This window comes from Polynucleobacter sp. Latsch14-2 (assembly GCF_018881925.1).
Lineage (GTDB): Bacteria > Pseudomonadota > Gammaproteobacteria > Burkholderiales > Burkholderiaceae > Polynucleobacter.
This window is the reverse complement of sequence record NZ_JACVPL010000003.1, coordinates 130,165-154,533: the sequence shown is the minus strand read 5'-3', so window position 1 is coordinate 154,533 and position 24,369 is coordinate 130,165. Positions and strand designations below refer to the sequence as shown.

The window sequence follows — 24,369 nt, the reverse complement described above, 5'->3', positions numbered from 1 at the left end:
TTAAGATAGCTACTAAACGTTAAACACACTTCGACTGGTAAATATTATGAAAACATTGTTACTTACTGCCTTATTTAGCCTCACTTCTCTAGCCTATGCCGCTGATGCTCCGATGGTAAATCCCCATGGGAGCTCACCTCATGGCGCAGTTGCTAGCGCTGCCGAGGTAGGTGATGTCAATGTGGCTAAGGCTGTCGGTGCTAATGCCTATACGGTTGCTGAAATTATTGACCAATCAAAAATCTTGAAGGATAAGCCGGTAGTAGTTCGAGGCAAGGTGGTTAAATTTAGCCCGGAGATTATGGGTAAAAATTGGATTCATTTGCGCGATGGGTCTGGTACCGCTGCCGCTAAGAATAATGACTTAGTGCTCACCACCAAGGATCAGGCCAAGGTTGGTGCCGTGGTTATCGCGAGGGGCATAGTTCGTACCGATAAGGACTTTGGTCATGGTTATGCTTACGAGGTCATCATGGAGGAAGCCTCAGTTAGCGCTAAATAGCCCTATGGCGAACTTTAGGCTATAAGTTTGAGCTATATCAATATCTAGCAAAATATAGGGAGTACATTTTTCAAGACCAGTAGGAGTCTGAATGTATCTCTTTTTTGAACCAGCTTTAGATGATCCCAGGCGAAGCTTAGAAGACGCCTTGCGCTCCATCTATGGTTTGTCAGTGCAGGCTATTCCTAGTTACTTTTGCGATAACGCCTTTTGTTCTAGAAAGCCCATTAAGAGTTTTAGTCTCATCGAGTTACTCAAATACTATTGGATTAGAAGGTTTGATAAATCAGCGCTTTTGGTGATATTGCCAATTGAGCTTGAATCTGACTCTCAGCTCATTGGACATTTTGGTAGTGCCTATCTAGGATTTGTGTCAGGCAGTATTAAAAAAAGCGAGCTACAGACTTTGGCGCTCTCATATAGAAGGCTAGTGCAGACAGAGGGTAGTAGACGATTTTTCTCAGTGCCAAGCTTCGTGGTAGAAGAGCGACTAAAGCAAACGCCCTTTACTGAGGTAGAAATTAAAACTTTAATCAAACTTCAGGATAAGAACTTAAAGTTGGTTGATCAATTTATTCAACAAAAGGTAGATGATCTAAAGCGTGAGCTCAACACCTTACCGAGTGTTTTTAGAAGGGGGATTGGGCAAGAGGCTTAAAGTAGGTTTATGCAAAAACTAGGCAATATCTCCAAACTTACAGACTGAATTAGATGGGGTATAGCTTTCATTTTTTCTGGGGCTCGCTACTGCTGTAGAGAAATTACCAGCCAACGGGCAGGCGTCATCATCACAACATTCATGAAATGTGATGCAGTTTTCTTGTGTAATATCGACGCGCACTTCCTCATTTAATCGAGGGCACATTAAAGTTTTCATTTGCTGGATTCTCCATTCCTAAGCCGACAATTAAGTATAGGCATTGAAATTTAGCTTTCTATAGGGGCCATGGAGATACATCCCTACTTATTGATATAGATCAAATGCGCATCCATCGGTTAAGATAAAACCATGAATTTCCATGGGCGTCCCGCCTATCCCATTGGCTTTTTTGCCACTATCACGATTGTCATCGTAGCCTTGTCTACGAGCTTATTGTTATGGGACTTGCGTAAACGCGAGTTAGCTCACACGCGGATGGAAACCGTTGGGATTACCAAAATCTTCGTAGAGCAGACTGAGCGCAGTTTTGAGAGCGCTGATCTTGTCTTGAGGGGAGTACAGGATCGATTGAATTCTGTATTTGGTGTTCAGTTTCCCCTAGACAGTCTCGAGGTCCACTTGTTGTTAGGCACACGGGTATTGGGAATGCGCCAGTTAGATGCCTTGTTTCTGATTGATTCGGATGGAAGGCTGGCCAACTCTTCTATTGAGTTCCCTAGTAAAAAGATATCTGCCGTTAATCAAGATTACTTCAAGGCTTTTCTGAATCAAAAGGACAAGGGTCTTTTTATCGGTAAGCCATTTCGCGATCCACAGAAAAAAGAATGGACCTTGTATCTTGCTAGGAAAATTCAAGATCAAGATGGCGCGTTTAAGGGCGTTGTTGTTGGTGCAATTGATATTGCTCATTTCGAGGATATCTATCAATTACTGAAGTTGGATTACCCTCGGCCAGTTTCACTTTATCGTGATGATGGTGTTTTGTTGGCAAGTTTTCCGCATCGAGAGAGTTTGATGGGTGAGAGGGCGCCAGAGCTTGGAGAGTCTCCCCCTAATATTGCGCCTGGAAAAATTCAATTTTCAAGTCATAAAAAAAGTAGTGGTGAGGATGAGATTTTTGCCTTAGGTGCTGTTCCTAAATTCCCACTATTTCTTTCAGTAACAAATGATGAAGAAGAGGCTCTAGCTTCTTGGCGTGAGACGGCTATCCCAATTGTGATGAGCGCTGTATTAGTAAGCCTTTTTATTATCGCCGCCGCAGCTTTATTGATTCGAGAGGCGGTACGCCAACAGAAATTGGCTGATCAGTTGGGTGCCGCACACAATCGTTATCAACATACGATTGAATCAGTGATGGACGCCATCATTGCGGTAGATGAGGGGCAAAATATCATCTTATTTAATCCATCGGCTGAGCGCATGTTTGGTCTTCGAGCAAAGGATGTGATTGGCCAATCTTTGCTGGTGTTGCTACCAGAACGTTTTCGTGGTGCCCATCACTCCCATGTGCAGAAATTCAAAAAAACAGATAGTGGGTCAAGAACCATGGGGCCGCAATTGGGTATTGTTGGTCTTCGGTCTGATGGCACAGAGTTTCCGATTGAATCTACAATTTCTCAGACAGTGATCAATGGTAAAAAGCAGTTAACTGCGGTTCTTCGGGATGTGACCGAAAGGCGTCAGGCTGAAACTGAGTTGCGCGAAATGAATCTTCAGCTACGGGGTCTTTCAGAATCCTTGGAAAATATTCGCGAACAAGAAAGAACCAGAATTGCTCGAGAGTTGCATGACGATTTAGGTCAGCAATTAACGGGACTCAAGCTCGAGTTGTCATGGCTGAGTAATCGTGTGAAAGATGGCCAACTACCTCCAGTTGAGCGTATTACTGAGATGAAACAGCAGTTAGATGGCGCTATCTCATCGGTACGTCGCATCTCTACGGAGCTGCGCCCGATTATTTTGGATGACCTAGGTTTTGAGGAGGCTGTTAAATGGCTTGTGGGGGAATTTACCAAGCGTACGCATATTCCGGTCAATCTGGAGTTGAAGGCGGAAGTTTGCGTTAGCAATACAGATTTGGCGACTGCACTTTTTAGGATAGTGCAGGAGTCATTAACTAATATTGCACGACATGCCCAGGCCACTGCAGTCAATATTTCTCTTGATAAAGATAGCGGCCATTTAGTTCTCCTCATTTCTGACGATGGTGTAGGTCTACCCCCCGAATTGAAGTCTGGAGGATTTGGTTTAGTGAGTATGCGTGAGAGGGCAAATGCGCTTGGAGCAAAGTTTAGTATTGACAATGGCAAGCTAAAGGGCGTTACCATCCGAGTGGAATTTGCACTTGATTCACCAATTTTTACCGAGGCTAATGGATGAAGTACGAAGTACTAGTCGCCGATGATCACGCCATCATCCGTGATGGTCTGCGTAAGATATTGGCTGATACCGACGATTTGGTGGTGGCTGGCGAGGCTGCCAATGGTAACCAAGCGCTAGAGAAGGTGCGCGAGCGGGATTGGAGTATGGCAATTTTGGACTTATCAATGCCTGGCAGAAGTGGTATTGAGCTAATCAAGCTGATTAAGGCTGAGCGCCCTAAGTTACCAATCTTGATATTCAGTATGCATCCAGAAGAACAATACGCAGTACGTGCGATTCGGGCTGGAGCATCTGGTTATCTATCCAAGGAAGAAGATAGTGATAACTTCTTACCTGCGATCCGGAGGGTGGCAGCAGGCGGCATGTTCATTAGCCCTAAAGTTGCTGAATTACTTGCTGCAGATGCCTCTCCTGGGGCTGCTCACACCCATGCGCATAGCAAGCTTTCCAATCGAGAGCACGAAGTCCTCGTACGCATTGTGAAGGGGATCAGTCTTACTGATATTGCAGATGAGTTCTCTCTCAGCATTAAGACCATTAGCACTCATAAAACTCACATTCTTTCTAAATTGGGTTTGGCTAGCCAAGCTGACTTGATTCGCTATGCCATTGAGCACAAATTGCTAGATTTAGATAAATAGGCAGATTAGTCCTATCTCCTATAGGAATATTCCTATAGTTATTTACCTTAGCAATCCTATATCTATAGGACCCGTCAAAAAATAAAATTCTCTTTAAGCAATGAAGTCTTGGGCATTCCCAGGCTAGAACAAAGGAGAATTAAATGACACAAGCTAAACAAATCATCCGTGCTGTAGCAATCACTGCTGCAGCTTTGGTATTCACATCACTCGCTCACGCTGCGCCTGATGCAGATGCTGCAAAGGCATTGGCTAAGCAAAACAACTGCTTCAAATGCCATGCAGTCGATAAAGATAAAGATGGTCCTTCCTACCATAGTGTTGCTGAGAAATACAAAGGCAAACCAGGTGCTGAAGCCAAATTAATTAATCATATTACTTCTGGTGAAAAGGCCAAGTTTCCAGATGGCCACGAAGAAGAACACAAGATTGTTAAAACATCACCCCCAAAAGATCCTGAACAAATCAAGAATTTGGTTCAGTGGATTTTGGCTCAGTAAGTATTAATAAAAAAGCAATCTAAAAAACACTCGAAATCGTAAGCACGAGGAATGCAAATGAAGATCTTCAAAAAACTTCTAGTAATAAGCGCAGTAATGGGTGCCATAGGTTTGGCGCCCGTTGCGTTTGCACAAAATAACTTGCCTGATTTAGGTCAGTCAAAAGCGAATATTGCAAAAGCCGCATTTACAGAAGATGCCAAATGCACCAAGTGTCACGACGAGAGTGAAAATGCCCCAGTTCTTTCTATCTATCAAACCAAGCATGGTGTGAAGGGTGATGCTCGCACACCACAATGCACATCTTGTCACGGCCAAAGTGATAAGCACTTAGCTGGTGATAAGGATGGCAAAGGTCGCCCTTCCCCGGATTTTGTATTTAAGAAGGGCGTATACGATAAGAGCCCAAGTGCAGAACGTATGGATCGCTGCCAAACTTGCCACAAGGGGGAGAAACGCACGAATTGGAATGGCTCACAACATCAGGTAAACGATGTGGCTTGTAATGATTGCCATGTAGTACATAACCCGGTAGATAAAGTCAGAGTTAAAAAGACTCAAACCCAAGTTTGCTATGCCTGCCATAAAGAACAACGTGCAGATAGCTACAAAACTTCTACACACCCAATTGAGGTAGGAAAAGTAGTGTGCTCGGATTGTCATAACCCACACGGCTCTGCAGGCCCATCATTGCTCAAGAAAAATACTCTGAATGAAACCTGCTTCCTTTGTCATGCAGAGAAACGCGGCCCGGTATTGTTCGAACATCAACCAGTGGTTGAGAACTGCGCAAACTGCCACACACCTCATGGTTCCAATATCACACCATTGCTGAAAGATCGTCCACCATTCTTGTGTGACGACTGCCATGATGGTCCTCATAACAGTAAAACCCCCGTTGGTCTAAATGCTGGTGGAAAACAAGTTGCACCCGGCACCTCCCCGAGCACTAGCTATACCGGTCGAGCTTGTATGAATTGTCATGTGATGGTTCATGGATCAAATAGTCCAGCTGGCGGATTCCTACAACGTTAATGAATATGGTTGACAGATAAGAGGCTTGTGATGAAAAACGGATCTAAATTTAATTTAAAGTTAAGCGCAATTACTTTGGGCGTACTCGGATTATTCGCAGTAAGCTCTGCGATGGCAGATGATGAGGAAATCAAAGCATTAACTCAGCCACAAAGTACCGTTCAGGTTGAGGTGATCGGGGTAGACCAAAATTCTGCAAAATTTGGTGAATATAACGGTCTTTATGGCCATCCGTCTGGCGCATACCCCAATGGCGCTCTAAACGTTCGTGGAGGCAGTGCCTATACGAATAATGAACAAGGTGAAACCACTCGTTGGTCTGTAACTGGAGATAATCTTGGCCTAACGTCAAGATCAGCCAATGCCTCGATTGCCGATCAGGGTAGTTGGAATTTTGGAGTGAACTTTGATCAGCTCCAGCACAACATTACTAATTCGTATCAAACGCCCTATCAAGGGACTATGGGTGGCAATAGGTTTGTTTTGCCAAGTGACCTACAAAATACAAATATTGTTGATAGCGCCAGCAAGATTCCAGGCAACCTAGGGGCGATGACCATTTCAACAACCAGATATAACACCACAGTTAGCGGTGCTGCAATTGTCGATAAAAATCTTAATTTCACATTTGAATATAACAATTTGATTCAGACGGGGGCAAAATTACAGGCTTTCTCTGGAGCAACAATTCCAACGGGCGCCTCCTCTGGAAATGGCTCTGCAATTTCAATCCTACCTAACCCTACAAACTATACGACTGACACTGTCAATCTTGCAGCTAACTGGAAGAATGACAATGCACACTTTACCGCCTCTTATTTTGGTTCATTTTTTAATGATGGATATAACGGCGTAAATTGGCAAGTGATTAATAAATCTGCTGGTGGCACCACAACTCCGATACAAACAATGAGCACAATGCCATCGAATGCTTTCAATCAACTCAATCTCAATGGTGGTTATGACTTCTCAAATAAGACAAAACTAACGGCTAATTTATCGGCAGGTCAAAATACTCAAAATCAAGGTTACTCTGGTAGTTATGATCCAGGCATGGTCATTGGCACGCTGCCAGCGGCTTCAATGAATGGCTTAGTAAATACCACTCACGCAGACGTCAAGTTGACCGATCAATCGATCAAGGATTTAACGTTGGGCGCTATGGCGAAATTTGATCAGCGAGATAATTTATCGCAATCAAACATGTATAACTTTAATTCGATTGCTGCAGCGCCTAATAGTGGGCAGATTCCTAATACACCAATGAGCTTCAAGCAAAACCAGTTAGCACTGTCAGGTGACTATCGCATAACTAAAGATCAGCGAGTTGGTTTGGTTTTGGCAAACAATGCTGTTGATCGTTGGTGTAATCAGTACGGAACACCGGGGACAACGGTCACAAGCGCTACGGGCGGGCTTAACACCTACAATTCTTATTACAACAGCGCTAGTTGTGTTTCAGCTACATCTAGTAATGAAAATAAGGCTGACTTAACTTATAAGCTTAAAGCCTCTGAGTCGGTGAGTCTTAAATTTGCTGGTGGATATAGTAATCGGAAAACCCAGTGGAATCAAAATGCAATAGTTGCACTACCACTTGCCACTGAAATTAGTTATCCATCAGCTCAACCCGTTGGCTATAACAGCGGAAATGTATTGGGATTCCAACCATTTTTTGAAGCATCACGCAAACAATTTGTTGGAAAAGCTAATGCAACCTGGCAGGCAGACGATAAATTATCCTTTACCGTGGGTGGAAAGTATACGAATGATATCTACCCTGACTCCACTTATGGTGTTCAAAATGGCTACTCATGGAGTTTGAATCTAGATAGCACCTATGCTTATGCCGAAGCCGGTTCTTTAGTGGCCTATGTAACGCAGCAAAATCAACAGCGCTCGGCATCAAATGCAAATACTGTTTATACGGCTGGAGCTCTTACGGCACTGACCACATGGCAGAATAATTTAAAAACCAACGCTACTACCTTTGGTGTTGGTGTGCGCCAAGGAGAATTACTAGATGGCAAACTATTGCTAACTGCCGATGCCACAGTTTCATTAGCCAACTCTATTTACAGTACAAATACTCAATACGCAGGATCGGCATCTAGCAGTAATTGCTCTGCGGCTACGACTCAAACTTGTGGAATCCTGCCAGGCATTCAAAATAATATGGCAGCTATCAAACTTGGCGGAAATTACCAGTTAGATAAGAATTCAAAGGTGGGATTAATGTATTGGTATCAGCACCTGTATAGCAATGATTGGCTGAATAACCCCTATCAAGTCGGCTATACCCCATCTGGCGTTATGCCGACCAATCAGAGTTCGAATGGTTATAGCGTAAATGTAATCTCCGCTAATTACACCTACACATTTGATTGATGTTTGATTTTTGCTTTCGGAATACCTTTAAATAAAAGAACGGATTAAATTATGGATACCAAACAACCAGGCGCCATTAAGAGGTTTTGGGCCTTCGTCAAGAAGCCTAGTGCCAAGTATTCCATCCTGGCCATTTTCTCCGTTGCTTTTATCTCGGGTATTTTGTTCTGGGGTGCATTCAATACTGGTTTGGAGATGACCAATACCTTGGAGTTCTGTACTACTTGCCATGAGATGCGTGACAACGTGTATCAGGAGTACAAGGAAACGATTCACTACAGTAACCGCAGTGGCGTGCGCGCTATTTGTTCTGATTGTCATGTGCCAAAAGACTGGACTCATAAGATGATTCGTAAGTCCAAGGCTGCCTTTGAGGTTTGGGGCAAGATCACTGGTTCTATCGATACGCGCGAGAAGTTTGAGGCAAAACGCATGGAATTAGCTGGTCATGAGTGGGCTCGCATGAAGGAAAATAATTCACGGGAGTGCCGTAACTGCCATGATTTTGATGCGATGAGCCCTGAATTGCAGAAGCAAACCCCTTATAAGAAGCACATGAAGGCAAAAGAGGCTGGTAAGACCTGTATTGACTGCCATAAGGGTATTGCACATCAGTTACCAAAAGAGTACGAAGAGCCAGATGAAGATTAACGTTTGACAGCCTGTTAAGGCTCTTGGACAATGGCTGGGATGGTTCAATCCCGGCCATTTTCTATTCATGACAGTTCATATCCCAGCCCCCTCCAATTTGCTTTTAAATCAAGCCTCCCTCCGCGCTGAGGCATTAACTTGCATTCGGGGAGAGCGCACTCTTTTTACGGGGCTGGAGCTCCAAATTTCAGCGGGTGAGTGGCTACATGTCCGCGGCGAAAATGGCATTGGTAAAACAAGCTTGCTACGCCTACTAGCTGGACTCTCTATACCAGCAGCAGGAACAATCTCTTGGAATAATCAGTCTATTGCGACCGATCCTTCCGAATATCGCCGTAATTTACTCTTCTTAGGTCATCGTGATTCTCTTAAAGAAGATCTCACTGCGCTTGAGAACCTTTCCATAGCCACTGCATTGGATGGTCTAGCTGTTTCTGAAGACGAAATCTTGCTCGCATTGCATCGCTTTGGATTGCGAGGGCGGGAGGATCTTCCTATCCATTGTTTATCTGCTGGCCAAAAGCGTAGGGTGCTTCTGGCCAGATTGCTATTGCGCAAGGCAAAACTCTGGATTTTGGATGAGCCCTTTAACGCTTTGGATGTGCGTGCTATTGAAATGCTGTCTGAGCTGATTGGTGAGCACATTGCTGGCGGCGGTATGGCAATTATGACTAGTCATCAAGAGATTCCAATGCCTAACGGTAGGGTGGTGCAGCTATGAGCGCATTCTTGGCTGTTATTCAGCGTGATTTACTCTTGGTAATGCGCCGCAAGAGCGAAGTGCTCACGATCTTGTTCTTCTTTGTGATTGTGACTAGCCTATTTCCCCTGGGTATTGGGGCTGACACAGCATTACTGCGTAAGATTGCACCTGGGGTTATTTGGGTCACCGCCTTGCTCTCGACCATGTTAGGGCTGCAACGTCTTTTTGCTACCGATTTTGCTGACGGCACCTTAGAGCAAATGTCACTTTCTCCAACGCCTTTAGCCCTACTCGTGGGGGGTAAAATTACTGCACACTGGTTGGTTTGTGGGTTGCCGTTGGTTTTGTTGTCGCCAGTGATAGGTATTCAGTTTGATCTGGATGCCAGCACCTTAGGAACTGTGATTTTGACACTATTAATAGGTACACCGATTTTGTCTTTGATTGGAGCAATTGGCGCTGCATTGACTCTAGGTGTGCGTGGAGGAGGAGTGTTATTAAGCCTTTTAGTTTTACCTCTCTACATTCCGGTGCTCATTTTTGGCGCTGGCGCTGTCTATGCGCAAAGTGTTGGACTTGATGTGGGCGGACATTATTCGTTATTAGCCGCTTTGCTAGTCTTGGCTTTATTTTTTGCTCCCTGGGCAACCACCGCTGCAGTAAGGATTGCAATCGAATGAATTCTGTTATTGATAGTCGTTCTGGCCACAGTAACCAGTTAGTCAATTGGTTTAAGTTTTCCAGTCCCGCCACTTTTTATCCGTTGGCTGGAAAGTTGATTCCATTCTTTTGGGTGCTCGCAATCATTTTCGGTATTGCTGGTTTATGGATTAGCTTCTTCGTTGCCCCAGTAGACGCAGTGCAAGGACAAGGCTACCGCATCATTTTTGTACACGTACCAGCTTCGTGGATGTCGATGTTTATCTACATCATGATGGCGATTTGGGCTGGCTTAGGTTTGGTGTTTAATACACGCCTATCTGCCATGATGGCTCAAGCTTTAGCGCCTACTGGTGTCTTGATGGCCTTCATATCACTGTGGACTGGTGCTTTCTGGGGTAAGCCCATGTGGGGTGCTTGGTGGGTATGGGATGCCCGCTTAACTTCCGAATTAATTTTGCTCTTTCTGTATCTTGGTTTTATGGCTTTGCAGGCGTCGATTGATGATCCGCGTCGTGCAGATAAAGCCGGCGCAATCTTAGCTTTAGTTGGTGTTGTCAATGTTCCGATTATTTATTTTTCGGTGAAGTGGTGGAACACTTTGCACCAAGGCGCCTCAGTTTCCATTAATAAATCACCTTCGATGGCGCACACCATGCTATGGGGCATGCTCCTAATCGCTTTGTGTTTTTGGATGTACTCAATTGCCATTGCATTGATGCGAGTGCGGGCGATTATTTTGGAACGTGAGTCTCACTCTGAATGGGTTAGAGCTTTGGAAGAGGTGCGGTAATGATGTGGAATTCACCAGCAGAATTTTTCGCGATGGGTGGCTATGCTCTATATGTATGGAGTAGCTTTGGTGTTGCGGCACTGATTTTGGTACTAGAGCCGATTGCAATTAACGCTCGCCGCAAGGCAATTTTGCAAAGATTGCAGCGCGAGATTCGTGCTGAGAAATTCGATAAAGAAGGAATGAAGTGAAACCAAGACATAAACGGGCGCTGATTATTGTTGGGGCCTTAGCGACATTAGCCATTGCTGCAGTTCTGATTCTGAATGCTTTAAATAGCAATATTGCGCTTTATGTGACCCCCAGTGAAGTTGCTGCTGGTAAAGCCCCTAAAGACCAAACATTTCGTATTGGCGGCATGGTGAAAGACGGCTCGCTCAAGCGTGATGAATTGGTTGTGCATTTCATCATTACCGATTTGGTTAAAGAGATTCCCGTTTCATATAAAGGCATTCTTCCTGATTTATTTAAAGAGGGTAAGGGTGCGGTAGTCCAAGGTAGACTCAATCCGGACGGACAGTTCATTGCTAGCGAAGTTTTGGCTAAGCATGATGAGAACTACATGCCGCCAGAGGCAAAACATGCCCTAGAGCAAGCACAGAAAAACGGAGCCAAATAATGGAATACTCAATGATTCCGGAGATTGGTCATTTCGCATTAATCCTAGCGCTGTGCGTTTCCATTATTCAAGGTGTATTGCCATTGATTGGTGCACAGCAGGGCCGTCGTGAGTGGCTTGTGCTTGCCAGGCCTGCAACGCAGATTGCTTTCGTGCTACTGGCGATTTCATTTTGTATTTTGGCTTGGTGCTTTTATGTCAATGATTTTTCTGTGCTGTATGTGGCAGAGCATTCCAATTCACAACTGCCCACTGTTTATCGCTTAGGTGCCGTTTGGGGCGGTCATGAAGGTTCTTTATTGCTGTGGATCTTCTTATTAACTGGCTGGGCCTTTGCGGTTGCGCAACTCTCTAAAACATTAGATGAGTTTATGGTTGCACGCGTACTTGGCGTTCTAGGCTTAGTTGCTACAGGGCTCTTGCTCTTTGTATTGGCTACTTCAAATCCATTCGAGCGTTTATTGCCTGCAGCCCAAGATGGTCGCTCTCTAAATCCATTGCTACAGGATCCAGGCTTGGTGTTTCATCCGCCAATGCTCTATATGGGTTATGTTGGTTTCTCAGTAGCCTTTGCATTTGCGATTGCCTCTTTATTGTCTGGCAAGCTCGATGCTGCTTGGGCGCGTTGGTCACGCCCTTGGACAACCACTGCGTGGATCTTTCTAACACTCGGTATTGCGCTCGGCTCTTGGTGGGCTTACTACGAGTTAGGTTGGGGTGGTTGGTGGTTCTGGGATCCGGTTGAGAATGCTTCATTCATGCCGTGGCTGATTGGTACTGCCCTATTACATTCTTTAGCAGTGACTGAAAAGCGTGGCGGCTTTAAAAACTGGACGGTGCTCTTAGCCATCATTGCCTTCTCAATGTCTTTGCTCGGAACCTTCTTGGTGCGTTCTGGCGTTTTGACATCAGTACACGCCTTTGCTACCGATCCCCGTCGTGGCATCTTTATTTTGATTTTGCTTTCTTTGGTAGTCGGCTCATCATTATTCTTGTACGCCTTAAGAGCTCCAAAGAGCACGCTAGGCGGTGCCTTCTCACTGATGTCGCGCGAAACATTGATGCTCTTAGGTAATGTTTTCTTGGTAGTGGCTGCAGGCTCTGTTTTATTAGGAACCTTGTATCCCTTGCTTATTGATGCTTTGAATCTTGGCAAGATCTCAGTTGGCCCCCCATACTTCAATGCCGTCTTTGTGCCAATCATGGTTCCTGTTCTATTCTTGTTGGCAATTGGTCCATGGGCCAACTGGAAGAGCACCAATCTTGCTGCATTGCTCAAGCGTTTATGGTTAGCAGCAGTCGTTGCCGTAGTTGCCGCCATTTTGATTCCACGCATGATGGGTGAATTCACAATTCTGACGGCATTGGGTTTCTTGCTCTCATTTTGGATTATTGCTTCTGGTGTATTACAAGTTATTCGGCAGTTCAAGGTTGGCAAGCCAACCCGTTCTTTTATCGGCATGCAATTAGGTCATATTGGTATAGCTGTATTTGTTATCGGTGTAACGATGGTTGGTGCATATCAAGAAGAAAAAGATGTGCGTATGGCGCCGGGCGATACAGTATCTGTTGGCGGTTATCAAATTCGCTTGGCTGAAGTGCGCCCCGCACAGGGGCCTAACTATCAAGCTACTCGCGGCACCTTTGAACTAAGTCGCCACGGTAAGACTGAAGAAGTTTTGTATCCAGAGAAGCGCAATTACGATTCATCGACGATGCCAATGACCGAAGCAGCCATTGATGCTGGTCTTACCCGTGACATCTATGTTTCACTTGGTGAGCCTTTAGAGGGCAATGCTTGGGCGGTGCGGGTGTATTACAAACCATTTGTGGATTGGATTTGGGGCGGCTGCTTACTAATGGCTTTGGGTGGACTATTTGCCGTATTAGATAAGCGCTATCGTCTGCGTCTCAAGAAATAACAAAACTCACTTACGAATAGATCAGTAAACATGAAAGCAAAATTCGTTATTCCGCTAATACTCTTTGTTGTACTGGTGGGATTTTTGGCGGTGGGCTTAAATCGTGACCCACGTGAAGTGCCTTCACCTTTGATTAACAAGCCTGCGCCAGCATTTAAGGTTTCTCAGTTGGCCGATCCAAGCAAGTCATTCTCACCGGTAGAGATGAAGGGGCAGGTCTGGGTATTAAATGTTTGGGCTTCATGGTGTGTAGCTTGTCGCGAAGAGCATCCCATGTTGGTTGAGATGGGCAAGTCTCAAGTGGCGCCTTTAATTGGGCTTGATTACAAAGACAAACGCACTGATGCAATCGAGATGTTGGCAAGACAGGGCAATCCATACAACTTATCGGCATTTGATAGTGATGGGCGTGTTGGCATTAATTATGGCGTCTATGGCGTTCCTGAAACTTACGTGATTGATAAAGCGGGGATTATTCGCTTTAAGCAGATTGGTCCAATCACTAAGGAAGTGTTGGAGAAGTCGATGTATCCCATCATTGCTCAGTTAAAAAAGGAATAAGCAATGAACAGCGCATTTAAAAAACTCTGGCAGTCACTTCTTTGCGTTTATTTGGCAGCGCTTATAAATATTGCCCATGCGGATGAGGCAACACCTTTGGCTGCTGATCCAGTTTTGGAGCAAAGGTTAATCTCTATTTCAGAGGAGATGCGTTGCTTGGTATGCCAAAACGAATCACTCTCAGGCTCTCGTTCAGAACTGGCCCAAGACCTTCGCCGGGAAATCCGTGATCTGATTAAGCAAGGTAAGACCGACGCAGAAATCAGGACCTTTATGGTGGATCGTTATGGAGATTTTATTTTATACCGCCCTCCAGTGAAGCCCACTACCTGGTTGCTTTGGATTGGGCCATTTGTATTGATGTTTGCAGGTATTGTGGCGTTGTTGATGTATTTGCGCCGCCGTAACACTCAAGTGACTACGACCTCACTTTCTGATGATGAAAATAAGCGCATAGATGCTCTATTGCGAGATAACAAATGATGACTTTTTATATTGCCGCTGTTATTTTGATCTTATTTGTTCTGGTGGCTCTGTTTCGGCCATTCTTGTGGAAGTCAACTGCGCAACATGCCTCCCGTCAGCAATTAAACGCTGCGATTTATAAAGAAGAGATTGCGAAGCTGGAGAAAGAGCGAACTGAAGGTTTGATCGATACTGCAAGCTATGAGATATCTCATGCAGAGATGCGTCAACGTTTATTCCAGGATACAAGTGAAGATGACGGCGTGGCTGTACTGGGCTCCCCCAAGAAAACCATCATTGCGCTGACTATTTTTATTCCAGTGATTGCCACTGCAATGTATTTTTGGCTGGGCAGCGCTCAGCAGATTGCAGATGGAGGCGCTCAGCAGCAGATTGCTCAAAAAGATGTTGAAAAAATGGTCGCTGGTTTGGCTGCCAAAATGGAGCAAGACCCAACTAATTTGAAGGGGTGGGCAATGCTGGCTCGCTCTTATAAAGTGATGGGTCGCCCTAAAGATGCTGAAAAAGCCTATGACCGTGCGGGTGCATATTTAGATGGTGATGCGCAATTACTGGCTGATTATGCTGATGTGTCCGCAAGTAATGCCGATGGTAATTTTGAAGGTAAGCCACAAGCCATTATTAATCGTGCCCTGAAGGCTGATCCCAATAATATGATGGCACTTTGGTTGGCTGGTACAGCTGATTACAACCGTAGTGATTACAAGGGTGCTGTTCAGGTTTGGGGTCGTCTAGCAAAATTACTCCCTGCAGATTCTGAGGACATGAAGATGATTCAGGGCTCCATCATGGAGGCGCGTGGCAAAGCGAATTTGCCATCTGAGTCTTTGGTAAGTCAGCCAGTATCTCCTGCGGTGAGTGGGAAAAATATTAGTGGGGTAGTAGAGATCAAGCCGGATCTTAAATCCAGAATCAAGCCAGACTATATTGTGATGGTGATTGCCCGTGCTACTGGTGCCCGCATGCCAGTAGCGATTATGCGAGGTAAAGCCGCTGACCTTCCACTTCGTTTTGTCTTGAATGATGCTCTGGCAATGACGCCGGATAGCCTGATCTCTAATCTGAGTGAGGCAACTATCGAGGTGCGTATTTCTAAATCAGGTCAAGCCAAGGCAGAGCCTGGTGATTTATTTTCTCAAATTCAGACTGTTAAGGTTGGTAGTAGTAATTTGAAGATTGTGGTCGATCAAGTTAGGCCTTAGTGGATGTCCTAGGCCAAGATCAGAAGATGAGGCACTTAGCCATTGGATTGGGTCTAGCATTTGGCATGATCTTTTCTGTTGGAGCTGCAGCACAGAGTTCTAATAAGTTTGAATCAAAGTTGATTGGTAGATGGGTAGTGGATAGTCAGGCCATGTGCGCTAATCCCAAATTCAAGGGCGCTGGAGTCTATTATTTCTACGATAAATCGGGCAAGCTCGTTAACGAACTCAGATTGCCAAGCAATAACCAAGTGCAAGTGGTTAGGCGCGGCATCTACAAATCGATTGAGATATTTGATGAAGCGAGTTTAGTGATTAAGACTGTGGCTCAGTCAGAAAACTTACAAACCAAGGAAACCTATCTCACCACATCTTTGATCCAGTTTTCGGAAGACTTCCAGATGCAATCAATATTAGATCAGAGCATGAATGGTAGTTTTAATATTAGGGACAGTATTGTTTTGGCGACCAAGCAAAAGCAGTCACCTTTTCATAAATGCGACTCTGAGTAGACCACATTAAGACTTGATATCACCCATCTTGGCGCTGTTGCAAACACCCCCCGATTCTCCTGAATATTGATTTATAAGCACTTTTTAATTTCTGTTTGATATCTGTAGTAAGCCTCAAAAAATACCAAATCCTTTCTTGATTTGAATCAAAAGCTTTGATATGGACTGCCTTCATCATGTTTTGATGGTGAAATTTTTAATATGTCAAAGTGGGCGCCTCTTGGTGCCGGGGGTGGATTAATGCAGCTTCGAGTGCCGGTCAGTTTTGAGCTGCCTTTAATAACCAGTGGCTTGAGCCCGCTGATCATTAAAGGTAAACGCATTCTTCCGATTGTTCAGGGCGGTATGGGTGTTGGTGTCTCTGCGCATAAGTTAGCCGGTGCGGTTGCAGCCTGTGGCGGAATGGGGACGATCTCATCGATTGATTTGAGGCGCCTTCATCCCGACTTGATGGAAAAGACCAAGGCATTGGCGCCATCTCAGGAGAGTAAGGCATATATTAATGAAGCTAATATTGAGGCGCTCACCAGAGAAATTCATTTAAGCAAACAGATCGCTGCTGGTCGGGGCTTGATAGCAGTCAATATCATGCGGGCAGTAAATGAGTACGCGCCATATGTGAAGTGCTCCCTAGAAAATGACGTTGATGCCCTAGTGGTTGGTGCAGGTCTTCCGCTCGACTTGCCAGACCTTGCTAGTGATTTCCCCGATGTAGCTTTGATTCCGATTCTTTCGGAGTCCAGGGGTATTCACCTGCTCTTACGTAAGTGGGAGAAGAAAGGCCGATTACCTGATGCCATCATCATTGAACATCCACGATTAGCTGGCGGTCATGTCGGTGCAGCAAGTATTGAGGATATTCAAAATCCTAAATTTAATTTTGAGAATGTTATTCCAGAAACCCTAGCCATATTTAAAGCGATGGGCTTAGAGGGTAAGATCCCATTAATACCTGCTGGTGGCATCAGCAGTCATGAGGATATTAGGCGCTTGCAAGATCTTGGTGCATCTGGTGTGCAATTGGGAACTGCATTTGCAGTGACCGTTGAAGGTGATGCGAGCGATAGTTTTAAGAAAGTCCTGGCAGATGCGGGTCCGGATGACATGGTAGATTTCTTAAGTGCAGCCGGATTGCCCGCTAGAGCTGTTAAAACACCTTGGCTTAAAAAATATATTGAAGTTCTGCCTGCTTTAAAGTCTGTAGCAAGAAAAAAACCACGCTGCACAATGATTTTTGATTGTCTACATGATTGCGGACTGCGCGATGGTAATGAACAGTGGGGCCAATTCTGCATTGATAAAGTATTGGGCAGCGCCTTAGTGGGCCACGTGCAGAAAGGACTTTTCTTTCGCGGAGCGGGAGAACTCCCTTTTGGCAATCAAATTAAATCCGTATCCGAATTAATTAACAAACTTTTAGAAAAATCTTTGGAGCCCGTAGCTTATGTCAATTCAGCCAATTAGCACTGATGTACTTATTGAAAAATATGCCAAAGATGGCGAATATGAACCGGATCAAATTTTTCAACGTGTTGCTAAAGGTTTGGCGCTTGTAGAGGATGTTGCCATTCGCGCTGACATTGAAAAACTCTTTTTAGAAAACTTGCGGAATGGTGCGATTGGCGCAGGCCGCATCATGAGTGCTGCGGGTACGGATATTCAGGCGACCCTAATCAATTGTTTTGTACAGCCTGTAGGAGATTGTATCCAAGGTGTTGATGCCGATGGCTTCCCGGGAATCTATGAGGCACTCAAGCAGGCGGCAGAGACAATGCGTCGGGGTGGCGGTGTTGGCTATGATTTTTCGCGCATTCGTCCAAAGGGCGCCGAGGTTAAAGGCACCGCTTCCATAGCTTCTGGCCCTTGTAGCTACATCAATGTCTTTGATATGTCTTGCTCGACAGTGGAAAGTGCTGGCGCTAGGCGGGGTGCGCAGATGGGTGTTTTGCGAATTGATCACCCTGATATTTTTGAGTTTATTACCGCCAAGAGGACAACTGGTCGCTGGAATAACTTTAATGTTTCTGTGGGCGTATCTAGCGCATTTATGAAGGCCGTAGAAAGTAACCAATCGTGGGAATTAATTCACAAGGCAAAGCCAGCTAAAAACGGAATTGCCGACGGCGCTTATCAAAGGTCTGATGGACTTTGGGTTTATCGCAAGGTAGATGCAAAAGAAATCTGGGAGGCAGTGATGAGGTCCGCCTATGATTTTGCGGAACCTGGAATTTTGTTTCTAGACAACATCAATCGCGATAACAACTTAAATTATTGCGAAAGTATTTCAGCGACCAATCCATGTGTTACAGCTGATTCTTGGGTTTTAAGCTCAGAAGGTCCGACTCAGGTTAAAAATTTAATAGGCAAAAAATTTGTTGCTGTGGTTAATGGGCAAGAACATCAATCTGCTGATCAAGGCTTTTTTAGTACTGGGATTAAAAAAGTTTTAAAGTTAAATACCAAAGAAGGGTTTGGACTTAGATTAACCGCAAACCATCTGGTGCGAAAAGTAACAGAACAGACTCGTTATCGCCAAGTTTATGAATGGGTGGAAGCTTCGACCTTAAAAACTGGAGATCAAATTGCTTTGCATAACCATCGTGCTTTCGGTGGTTGGGAGGGTGTATATTCCAAGGACCAAGGGTACTTAATCGGCTTATTGCTTGGTGATGGCACCCTAAAGTCTGAGTGCGCTGTTCTGAGCGTGTGGGATAAAAATGTAGCGGTAGGGAACGGCGCTCCTTTAGCATCTCAAAATGGAATTATTTCTGCAGCCGAAAAAGCATTCGCACAAATGCAGGCTAGATCTGATCACGGGGGTTTTAGTGCGGTTTCTGATCGTAATGAATTCCGTCTCAAGAGTTCAAGTTTAAGGGATTTAGCGTATGAATTAGGAATGTCAGTTGGTAATAAAAAGATTACCAATGATCTTGAATCGGCATCATCAGATTTTTATGTGGGCTTCTTGCGTGGTTTTTTCGATGCGGATGGCTCTGTTCAGGGCTCACAAGAGAAGGGTATTAGTATTCGCCTGGCTCAATCAGACTTTGATACTTTAGCTAGAGTTCAGCGGATGCTAATGCGTCTAGGAATTGTTTCTACGATTTATAAGAACCGTCGCGGTGATAAACCATTATTAAGGTTGATGCCAAATGGCTTAGGTGGAAATTCAGAATACTTATGCCAAATAGAGCATGAGCTGGTAATCAGCGGCGATAACATTGGTATTTTTGCGACCAACATTGGATTTTCCGATGATGATAAATGTGCCGCCCTCGAGCGTGCATTATCAAGTTATTCTCGCAAGCTGAATCGTGAGCGTTTCATTGCCACTATTGAGTCTTTGGATGACGGTGGGGAGGAGTTGGTCTACGACGTCCAGATTCCAGGCATTAATGCATTTGATGCGAATGGACTCTATGTGCACAATTGTGGTGAACAACCATTACCGCCATATGGTTGTTGTGATTTAGGTCCGGTCATCCTCCCACGTTTTGTCAAAAACCCATTTGGCTTTGCTGGTGAACCAAGCTTTGATTTTGAGGCATTTATCTCGGTCGTTAAGATTCAGGTGCGTATGCTTGATAATGTTTTAGATGCTACTTTTTGGCCGCTACCTGAGCAGGCTGAAGAGGCCAGGATTAAGCGCCGCATTGGTGTGGGCTTTACTGGTCTTGGTGATGCCTTAGTGATGTTGAAGCTTCCTTATAACGAGGAGGGTGCTCGTATTGTGGCTGCCAAGATTGCGCGCGTAATGCGCGATGCTGCATACGAAGCATCAGTAGAATTAGCAAAAGAAAAGGGCGCGTTTCCAAGTTTGGATGTTGATCAATACCTTGGTAGTGATAGCTTTGTTAGTCGACTCGATGACAGGTTGAAAAATGATATTCACCAGTTTGGTATTCGCAATAGTCATTTGTTATCAATCGCTCCTACTGGTACTGTGAGTTTGGCATTTGCTGATAATGCTTCTAATGGTATTGAACCCGCCTTCTCATGGGTCTATCGCCGAAAGAAGCGTGAGGCAGATGGCACTACTAGTGAATACGCAGTTGAGGATCATGCGTGGCGCATGTATCGAGATTTAGGCGGTGATGTTGAGAAATTGCCAAAGTATTTTATTTCCGCTTTGGAGATGTCGGCCACGGATCATATTGCCATGATGGAAGCAGTTCAGCCCTTTGTTGATACCGCCATCTCTAAGACTGTGAACGTGCCCGCTAACTATCCATATGATGACTTTAAAAGTCTTTATACCCAAGCATGGCGTGCAAATTTGAAGGGCCTAGCCACTTATCGTCCGAATAGTATTTTGGGTTCAGTATTAGATCTTGGTCCTAGTAAGGATGACTCTCTGGCATCAAATGACGGCGCCATCGATCCAATGAGAATTGTTGTGGAAAGTCGTCCCAAAGGAATCTTGCCTGCCGTGGCTGAAAAAATTGAGTATTGGACGCAAGAGGGGCATAAGACTTTATATCTAGTGGTGTCTTTCATTGCGATCCCCTTAAAGGGTGAATCTGGCGGTTCGATTGAGCGGGCCATTGAGTTCTTTATGCCGGTTGGTCAAAATGGTGAATCTCAGCAATGGATTACTTCAAGCATGCGCTTACTCTCGCTGGCGGCGCGTGGTGGTTTCTTAGAGCGCGCCTTAAGTGATATGCGCAAAGTTGCTTGGGATAGGGGTGCGGTAAGACTTGGTACTTTTGAGAAAATTGATGGCACTCGTATGCCTTTATGGCATGACTCTGAAGTGGCTGCAATTGCTTACGCTATTCAAAACATCATTGAGCGCCGTAATGGCGGTGCTACCAATGATCTATCTGAAGCGCCTATTCGTGGGGCATCTACCCCGCCAGTAATGGTTGGTAAGAAATGTGCTGAATGTGGTGCACATGCAGTCATCCGTAAGGATGGTTGCGACTACTGCACTCAATGTGGGCACTTGGGCAGTTGCGGTTAGTTAGCCTCGACCTACAAAAGGCATGTTAGTCGCCATGATAGTCATGGATAGGATGTTGCTTTCAAGGGGCAGTTGAGCCATGTGCAGTAAGGCTTCTCCCACATGATCTACATTCATTCGGGGCTCAGCTTTGATGGATAGATCGGCTTGAATAATGCCGGCAGCCATGCGTTCTGTCATTTCTGTCGCTGCATTACCAATATCAATTTGGCCGCAAGCAATATTGAAGGGGCGACCATCCAGGGCAATTGTTTTAGTAAGCCCGCTAATGGCATGCTTGGTTGCTGTGTAGGGAGCTGACATTGGGCGAGGCGCATGTGCAGAGATTGATCCATTGTTAATAATTCTGCCACCCTGCGGAGATTGCATTTTCATCATGCGAATAGCCTCTTGCGAACACAAGAAGGCACCACATAAATTAGTGTTCACTACATTCATCCACTGTTCGTAAGTTAAATCTTCCATCGGAATGCCTGGGGCACCCATTCCAGCATTATTGAAAAGTACATCAATCCGCCCAAAGTGTTTTTTGACTTCAGAGAATAGAGATTTAACTTGTTCAGGTTTGCCTACATCACAAGCGACAGCCAGACAGTTTTCTGAATTTCCACCAATATCGACAATGGCTTTTTGCAGTCTTTCTAGAGTCCTACCGGTTAAAACAACTTTGTAGCCACCTTTTAGGAGCGCATTGGCTGCTGATTTACCGATGCCTGCTCCAGCACCCGTGACTAAAGCAACCTTATTTTTCATTTGGCTCATTGCGGTCTCGATGATTGTGTAAAAAATGACATCTTATCCCGAATTATTTGACTAAAGCCTATTCTTTTGCGTATTTTTGGGGTGGGGGCATAATGCAAAAAAAGAAAAGAGATTTTTATGAATTTCCTGCAAAAACAACTCTATAACCCTGTATCGATTGGTCTGGCAATCCTGCTGTTGATTGCTGGGCTTTTTGGCGTACTGTGGGTTCTAGTGCCGCCACCTCCCAAGACTATTACGATGGCTACTGGCCTTCCCACGGGACTTTATTACCACTTTGGTGAACGCTTAAAAAGTGCTTTAGCCGATGAGGGTGTGACGCTTAAGCTTGAATCTACTGGTGGATCTATCGATAATCTGGCTTTGCTAGGTGATCCAAAATCTGGTGTTGATTTTGCAATGGTGCAAGGTGGCGTTGCAGATCTCTCTAAGTACCCCAATTTAGTTTCAATTGCCGGTATGTTTTATGAGCCTATTTGGGTTTGGTATCGGGAGTCAGCATTTAAAGTTGATGGTGGTCGACTCAGTATTTTGAGTCAATTAAAGGGTAAGCATATCTCAGTTGGTAACGTTGGTAGCGGGACGCTAGCATTGAGTAATGCGCTGCTCAATTTTAGCGGCCTCAGCGAAGATGAGGTTCTCGCGGAAAAATTAACGCCCGACCAGGCGCTAGCTAAATTAAAGAGCGGGGAGCTAGACGCAGTCTTCATTATTGCGGCCGCCGAGGCGCCAATCTTGGAAAAGTTTTACACCATCCCCGGAATGCGGTTAATGAATTTTGAACACGCAGACGCTTACACCCGCAGTTTTCCTTACCTTTCAAAGGTGAATATTCCAAGAGGAGTTCTCAGTATTGCGAACGACTTACCTCGTCAGGATATCCAGGTACTTGCACCTACGGCAACTTTGGTGGGGCATGCTGATATTAGCCCTGCCCTCGTAACCTTATTGCTAAGTGAGGCATACGATATCTTGAAATCCTATTCTCGCTTGCAAAAGGCTGGCGAGTTCCCATCGGATGCGGGCTTGGATTTTCCTTTGCATGTTGATGCTGAGATTTATCTCAAGGATGGGCCTTCATTATTGCATCGCTATCTACCATTCTGGACGGCGGTTTGGGTTGGCCGATTTGCAAAAATTGTGATTCCTTTATTGATGATTTTGATTCCGTTATTTACATACATTCCGACCGCCAAAAATTTAATGTTGCGGCTGAAGCTTTCCCAGGTATATGAAGAGCTTAAAACTCTTGAAGCAAATGCCTCCAATCCCAATTATCGGGAGAAAAATTTTAAAGATTTAGAGGCTATAGAAAAGCGCGTCGCCAATCTGAAAGTGGCAAGATTAGATGCCAAGGAGCTTTATGATCTCAAGGGCCACGTGAGTGAAACACGGGAAAGATTAAATTCCATGCTGTAGTGTCGTGTTAATGAGAATAAAAAAGGGGTGGAGATGTTTAAAGAAGCGATGATGAAGATTGGTCTAGCTCTAGTCTTAAATGCATTAGCTACAGGGGTATTTGCACAACCTTACCCCAATAAATCTATTAATCTGGTTGTGCCTCAGACTGCGGGTGGGACCAATGACATTGTTGCGCGTTTAATTGCGCCTTCACTCGGTGAGGCGCTGGGCACTTCTATTGTGGTTGAAAATCGACCTGGTTCTGGTGGCAATATCGGCACACAAAGTGTGGCACATGCTGCAAAGGATGGATATACCTTGCTGCTGACGATTAATAGCGCGCAAGCAATTAACCCAGTACTCTATAAAAATCCCGGCTTTGATCCTGTTAATGACTTTATTCCACTGTATTACATTGGGGCCACTCCTTACGTATTGGTAACCCCTCCAGGCTCACCATTAAAAACATTGGCGGATGTGGTTGCGGCTGCCAAAAAGAAGCCGGGTGAGTTGGCTTATGCATCTGCTGGCAATGGAACGATTAGTCACTTATTGGGCGCAATGCTCAATACAAGTGCTGGCATTGATATGCAGCATATCCCCTACAAAGGTGTAGCTCCTGCTATTAACGATGTATTGGGTGGTCAAGTTCCCTTGGCCTTTGCGAGCCTGCCGTCTGCCTTAAATTACATCAAGGCTGGAAAATTACAGGCCATCGCCATTAGTTCAGCAAAGCGTTCCGGTGCCGCCCCCGATATCCCGACGCTTGCAGAAACTTATCCCGATTGTGTGGGTGAGGTTTGGGTGGCGATTTTTGCTCCTGCGGGCACCAATCCGCTTGCCGTAAAAAAGATTCAATCTGCCATGAAGAGTATGCTTGCAATACCGGATGTTAGGGAAAAGCTGATGGCGCAAGGTTTAGATTTGACGCCCATAGCTCCCGAAAAGCTGGGCACCCTTTTGAAGGATGAATTGGTGAAATGGGCGAGAATCGTGAAAGCCTCCGGTGCTCAGCTGGATTGACC

The 24,369-nt window shown here is 45.0% G+C and carries 24 protein-coding genes; 22 read left to right on the top strand and 2 right to left on the bottom strand.

What is annotated here, in order from left to right; genetic code table 11:
* The first annotated feature begins 46 nt into the window (after positions 1–46).
* Positions 47–502, top strand: coding sequence for an OB-fold nucleic acid binding domain-containing protein (locus ICN46_RS04570; RefSeq protein ID WP_216205137.1), 456 nt, complete (start codon positions 47–49; stop codon positions 500–502).
* A 91-nt stretch (positions 503–593) separates the two neighbouring features.
* A complete protein-coding gene (locus ICN46_RS04565) occupies positions 594–1,160 on the top strand; it encodes a hypothetical protein (protein WP_216205134.1) in 567 nt (188 codons plus the stop codon).
* 18 nt (positions 1,161–1,178) lie between these two features.
* On the opposite strand, the gene ICN46_RS04560 is transcribed toward ICN46_RS04565, so the two are convergent.
* Positions 1,179–1,379: a hypothetical protein gene (locus ICN46_RS04560; RefSeq protein WP_216205131.1), complete on the bottom strand. Its 201-nt coding sequence runs from the start codon at positions 1,377–1,379 to the stop codon at positions 1,179–1,181.
* A 132-nt stretch (positions 1,380–1,511) separates the two neighbouring features.
* Between ICN46_RS04560 and ICN46_RS04555 the strand changes: the two genes are divergently transcribed.
* The 18 genes from ICN46_RS04555 to ICN46_RS04470 all read left to right on the top strand — a co-directional run bounded on the left by ICN46_RS04555 (position 1,512) and on the right by ICN46_RS04470 (position 21,181).
* A complete protein-coding gene (locus ICN46_RS04555) occupies positions 1,512–3,542 on the top strand; it encodes a PAS domain S-box protein (protein WP_216205129.1) in 2,031 nt (676 codons plus the stop codon).
* On the top strand, positions 3,539–4,186 hold the full coding sequence (locus tag ICN46_RS04550; protein WP_216205125.1) for a response regulator transcription factor: 648 nt from the start codon (positions 3,539–3,541) through the stop codon (positions 4,184–4,186). The genes ICN46_RS04555 and ICN46_RS04550 overlap by 4 nt, the downstream gene beginning before the upstream one ends.
* 143 nt (positions 4,187–4,329) lie before the next feature.
* On the top strand, positions 4,330–4,686 hold the full coding sequence (locus ICN46_RS04545; RefSeq protein ID WP_216205121.1) for a c-type cytochrome: 357 nt from the start codon (positions 4,330–4,332) through the stop codon (positions 4,684–4,686).
* Positions 4,687–4,743: 57 nt separating this feature from the next.
* Positions 4,744–5,721 carry a DmsE family decaheme c-type cytochrome gene (locus ICN46_RS04540; protein WP_255538743.1) on the top strand — a complete coding sequence of 326 codons (978 nt, stop codon included), beginning with the start codon at positions 4,744–4,746 and terminating at the stop codon, positions 5,719–5,721.
* Positions 5,722–5,751: 30 nt separating this feature from the next.
* Positions 5,752–8,109: an MtrB/PioB family decaheme-associated outer membrane protein gene (locus ICN46_RS04535; RefSeq protein WP_216205118.1), complete on the top strand. Its 2,358-nt coding sequence runs from the start codon at positions 5,752–5,754 to the stop codon at positions 8,107–8,109.
* Between the two features lie 51 nt (positions 8,110–8,160).
* The gene (locus ICN46_RS04530) at positions 8,161–8,760 is read left to right on the top strand and encodes a NapC/NirT family cytochrome c (protein ID WP_216205113.1); all 600 of its coding nucleotides are present in this window, start codon (positions 8,161–8,163) and stop codon (positions 8,758–8,760) included.
* A 67-nt stretch (positions 8,761–8,827) separates the two neighbouring features.
* Positions 8,828–9,481 carry a cytochrome c biogenesis heme-transporting ATPase CcmA gene (gene ccmA / locus ICN46_RS04525; protein ID WP_216205111.1) on the top strand — a complete coding sequence of 218 codons (654 nt, stop codon included), beginning with the start codon at positions 8,828–8,830 and terminating at the stop codon, positions 9,479–9,481.
* Positions 9,478–10,143, top strand: coding sequence for a heme exporter protein CcmB (gene ccmB / locus ICN46_RS04520; RefSeq protein ID WP_216205108.1), 666 nt, complete (start codon positions 9,478–9,480; stop codon positions 10,141–10,143). The genes ccmA and ccmB overlap by 4 nt, the downstream gene beginning before the upstream one ends.
* Positions 10,140–10,916 (top strand): heme ABC transporter permease CcmC, encoded by a 777-nt coding sequence (gene ccmC, locus ICN46_RS04515; protein ID WP_216205106.1) that lies wholly within the window; start codon positions 10,140–10,142, stop codon positions 10,914–10,916. The genes ccmB and ccmC overlap by 4 nt, the downstream gene beginning before the upstream one ends.
* Positions 10,916–11,107 carry a heme exporter protein CcmD gene (ccmD, locus tag ICN46_RS04510; RefSeq protein WP_255538742.1) on the top strand — a complete coding sequence of 64 codons (192 nt, stop codon included), beginning with the start codon at positions 10,916–10,918 and terminating at the stop codon, positions 11,105–11,107. The genes ccmC and ccmD overlap by 1 nt, the downstream gene beginning before the upstream one ends.
* Positions 11,104–11,535, top strand: coding sequence for a cytochrome c maturation protein CcmE (ccmE, locus tag ICN46_RS04505; protein WP_216205103.1), 432 nt, complete (start codon positions 11,104–11,106; stop codon positions 11,533–11,535). Before ccmD ends, ccmE begins: the two co-directional genes overlap by 4 nt.
* A gap of 11 nt (positions 11,536–11,546) precedes the next feature.
* Complete coding sequence (locus tag ICN46_RS04500) at positions 11,547–13,457, top strand: heme lyase CcmF/NrfE family subunit (protein WP_216205463.1); 1,911 nt, start codon at positions 11,547–11,549, stop codon at positions 13,455–13,457.
* 30 nt (positions 13,458–13,487) lie between these two features.
* Complete coding sequence (locus tag ICN46_RS04495; protein WP_216205099.1) at positions 13,488–14,018, top strand: DsbE family thiol:disulfide interchange protein; 531 nt, start codon at positions 13,488–13,490, stop codon at positions 14,016–14,018.
* 3 nt (positions 14,019–14,021) lie between these two features.
* Positions 14,022–14,501, top strand: a complete 480-nt coding sequence (locus tag ICN46_RS04490; RefSeq protein ID WP_216205096.1) for a cytochrome c-type biogenesis protein — start codon at positions 14,022–14,024, stop codon at positions 14,499–14,501.
* On the top strand, positions 14,501–15,706 hold the full coding sequence (gene ccmI / locus ICN46_RS04485; RefSeq protein ID WP_255538741.1) for a c-type cytochrome biogenesis protein CcmI: 1,206 nt from the start codon (positions 14,501–14,503) through the stop codon (positions 15,704–15,706). Before ICN46_RS04490 ends, ccmI begins: the two co-directional genes overlap by 1 nt.
* A gap of 26 nt (positions 15,707–15,732) precedes the next feature.
* Entirely contained in the window at positions 15,733–16,218 is a 486-nt protein-coding gene (locus tag ICN46_RS04480; protein WP_216205091.1) for a hypothetical protein, read from the top strand.
* Between the two features lie 201 nt (positions 16,219–16,419).
* Positions 16,420–17,682 (top strand): NAD(P)H-dependent flavin oxidoreductase, encoded by a 1,263-nt coding sequence (locus tag ICN46_RS04475; protein WP_370625479.1) that lies wholly within the window; start codon positions 16,420–16,422, stop codon positions 17,680–17,682.
* Positions 17,663–21,181 (top strand): ribonucleotide reductase barrel domain-containing protein, encoded by a 3,519-nt coding sequence (locus tag ICN46_RS04470; RefSeq protein WP_216205088.1) that lies wholly within the window; start codon positions 17,663–17,665, stop codon positions 21,179–21,181. Before ICN46_RS04475 ends, ICN46_RS04470 begins: the two co-directional genes overlap by 20 nt.
* On the opposite strand, the gene ICN46_RS04465 is transcribed toward ICN46_RS04470, so the two are convergent.
* Complete coding sequence (locus ICN46_RS04465; RefSeq protein ID WP_216205085.1) at positions 21,182–21,943, bottom strand: SDR family oxidoreductase; 762 nt, start codon at positions 21,941–21,943, stop codon at positions 21,182–21,184.
* A 117-nt stretch (positions 21,944–22,060) separates the two neighbouring features.
* Between ICN46_RS04465 and ICN46_RS04460 the strand changes: the two genes are divergently transcribed.
* The gene (locus ICN46_RS04460) at positions 22,061–23,362 is read left to right on the top strand and encodes a TAXI family TRAP transporter solute-binding subunit (RefSeq protein ID WP_216205082.1); all 1,302 of its coding nucleotides are present in this window, start codon (positions 22,061–22,063) and stop codon (positions 23,360–23,362) included.
* Positions 23,363–23,395: 33 nt separating this feature from the next.
* Positions 23,396–24,367: a Bug family tripartite tricarboxylate transporter substrate binding protein gene (locus ICN46_RS04455; RefSeq protein WP_255538740.1), complete on the top strand. Its 972-nt coding sequence runs from the start codon at positions 23,396–23,398 to the stop codon at positions 24,365–24,367.
* Positions 24,368–24,369 lie beyond the last annotated feature (2 nt).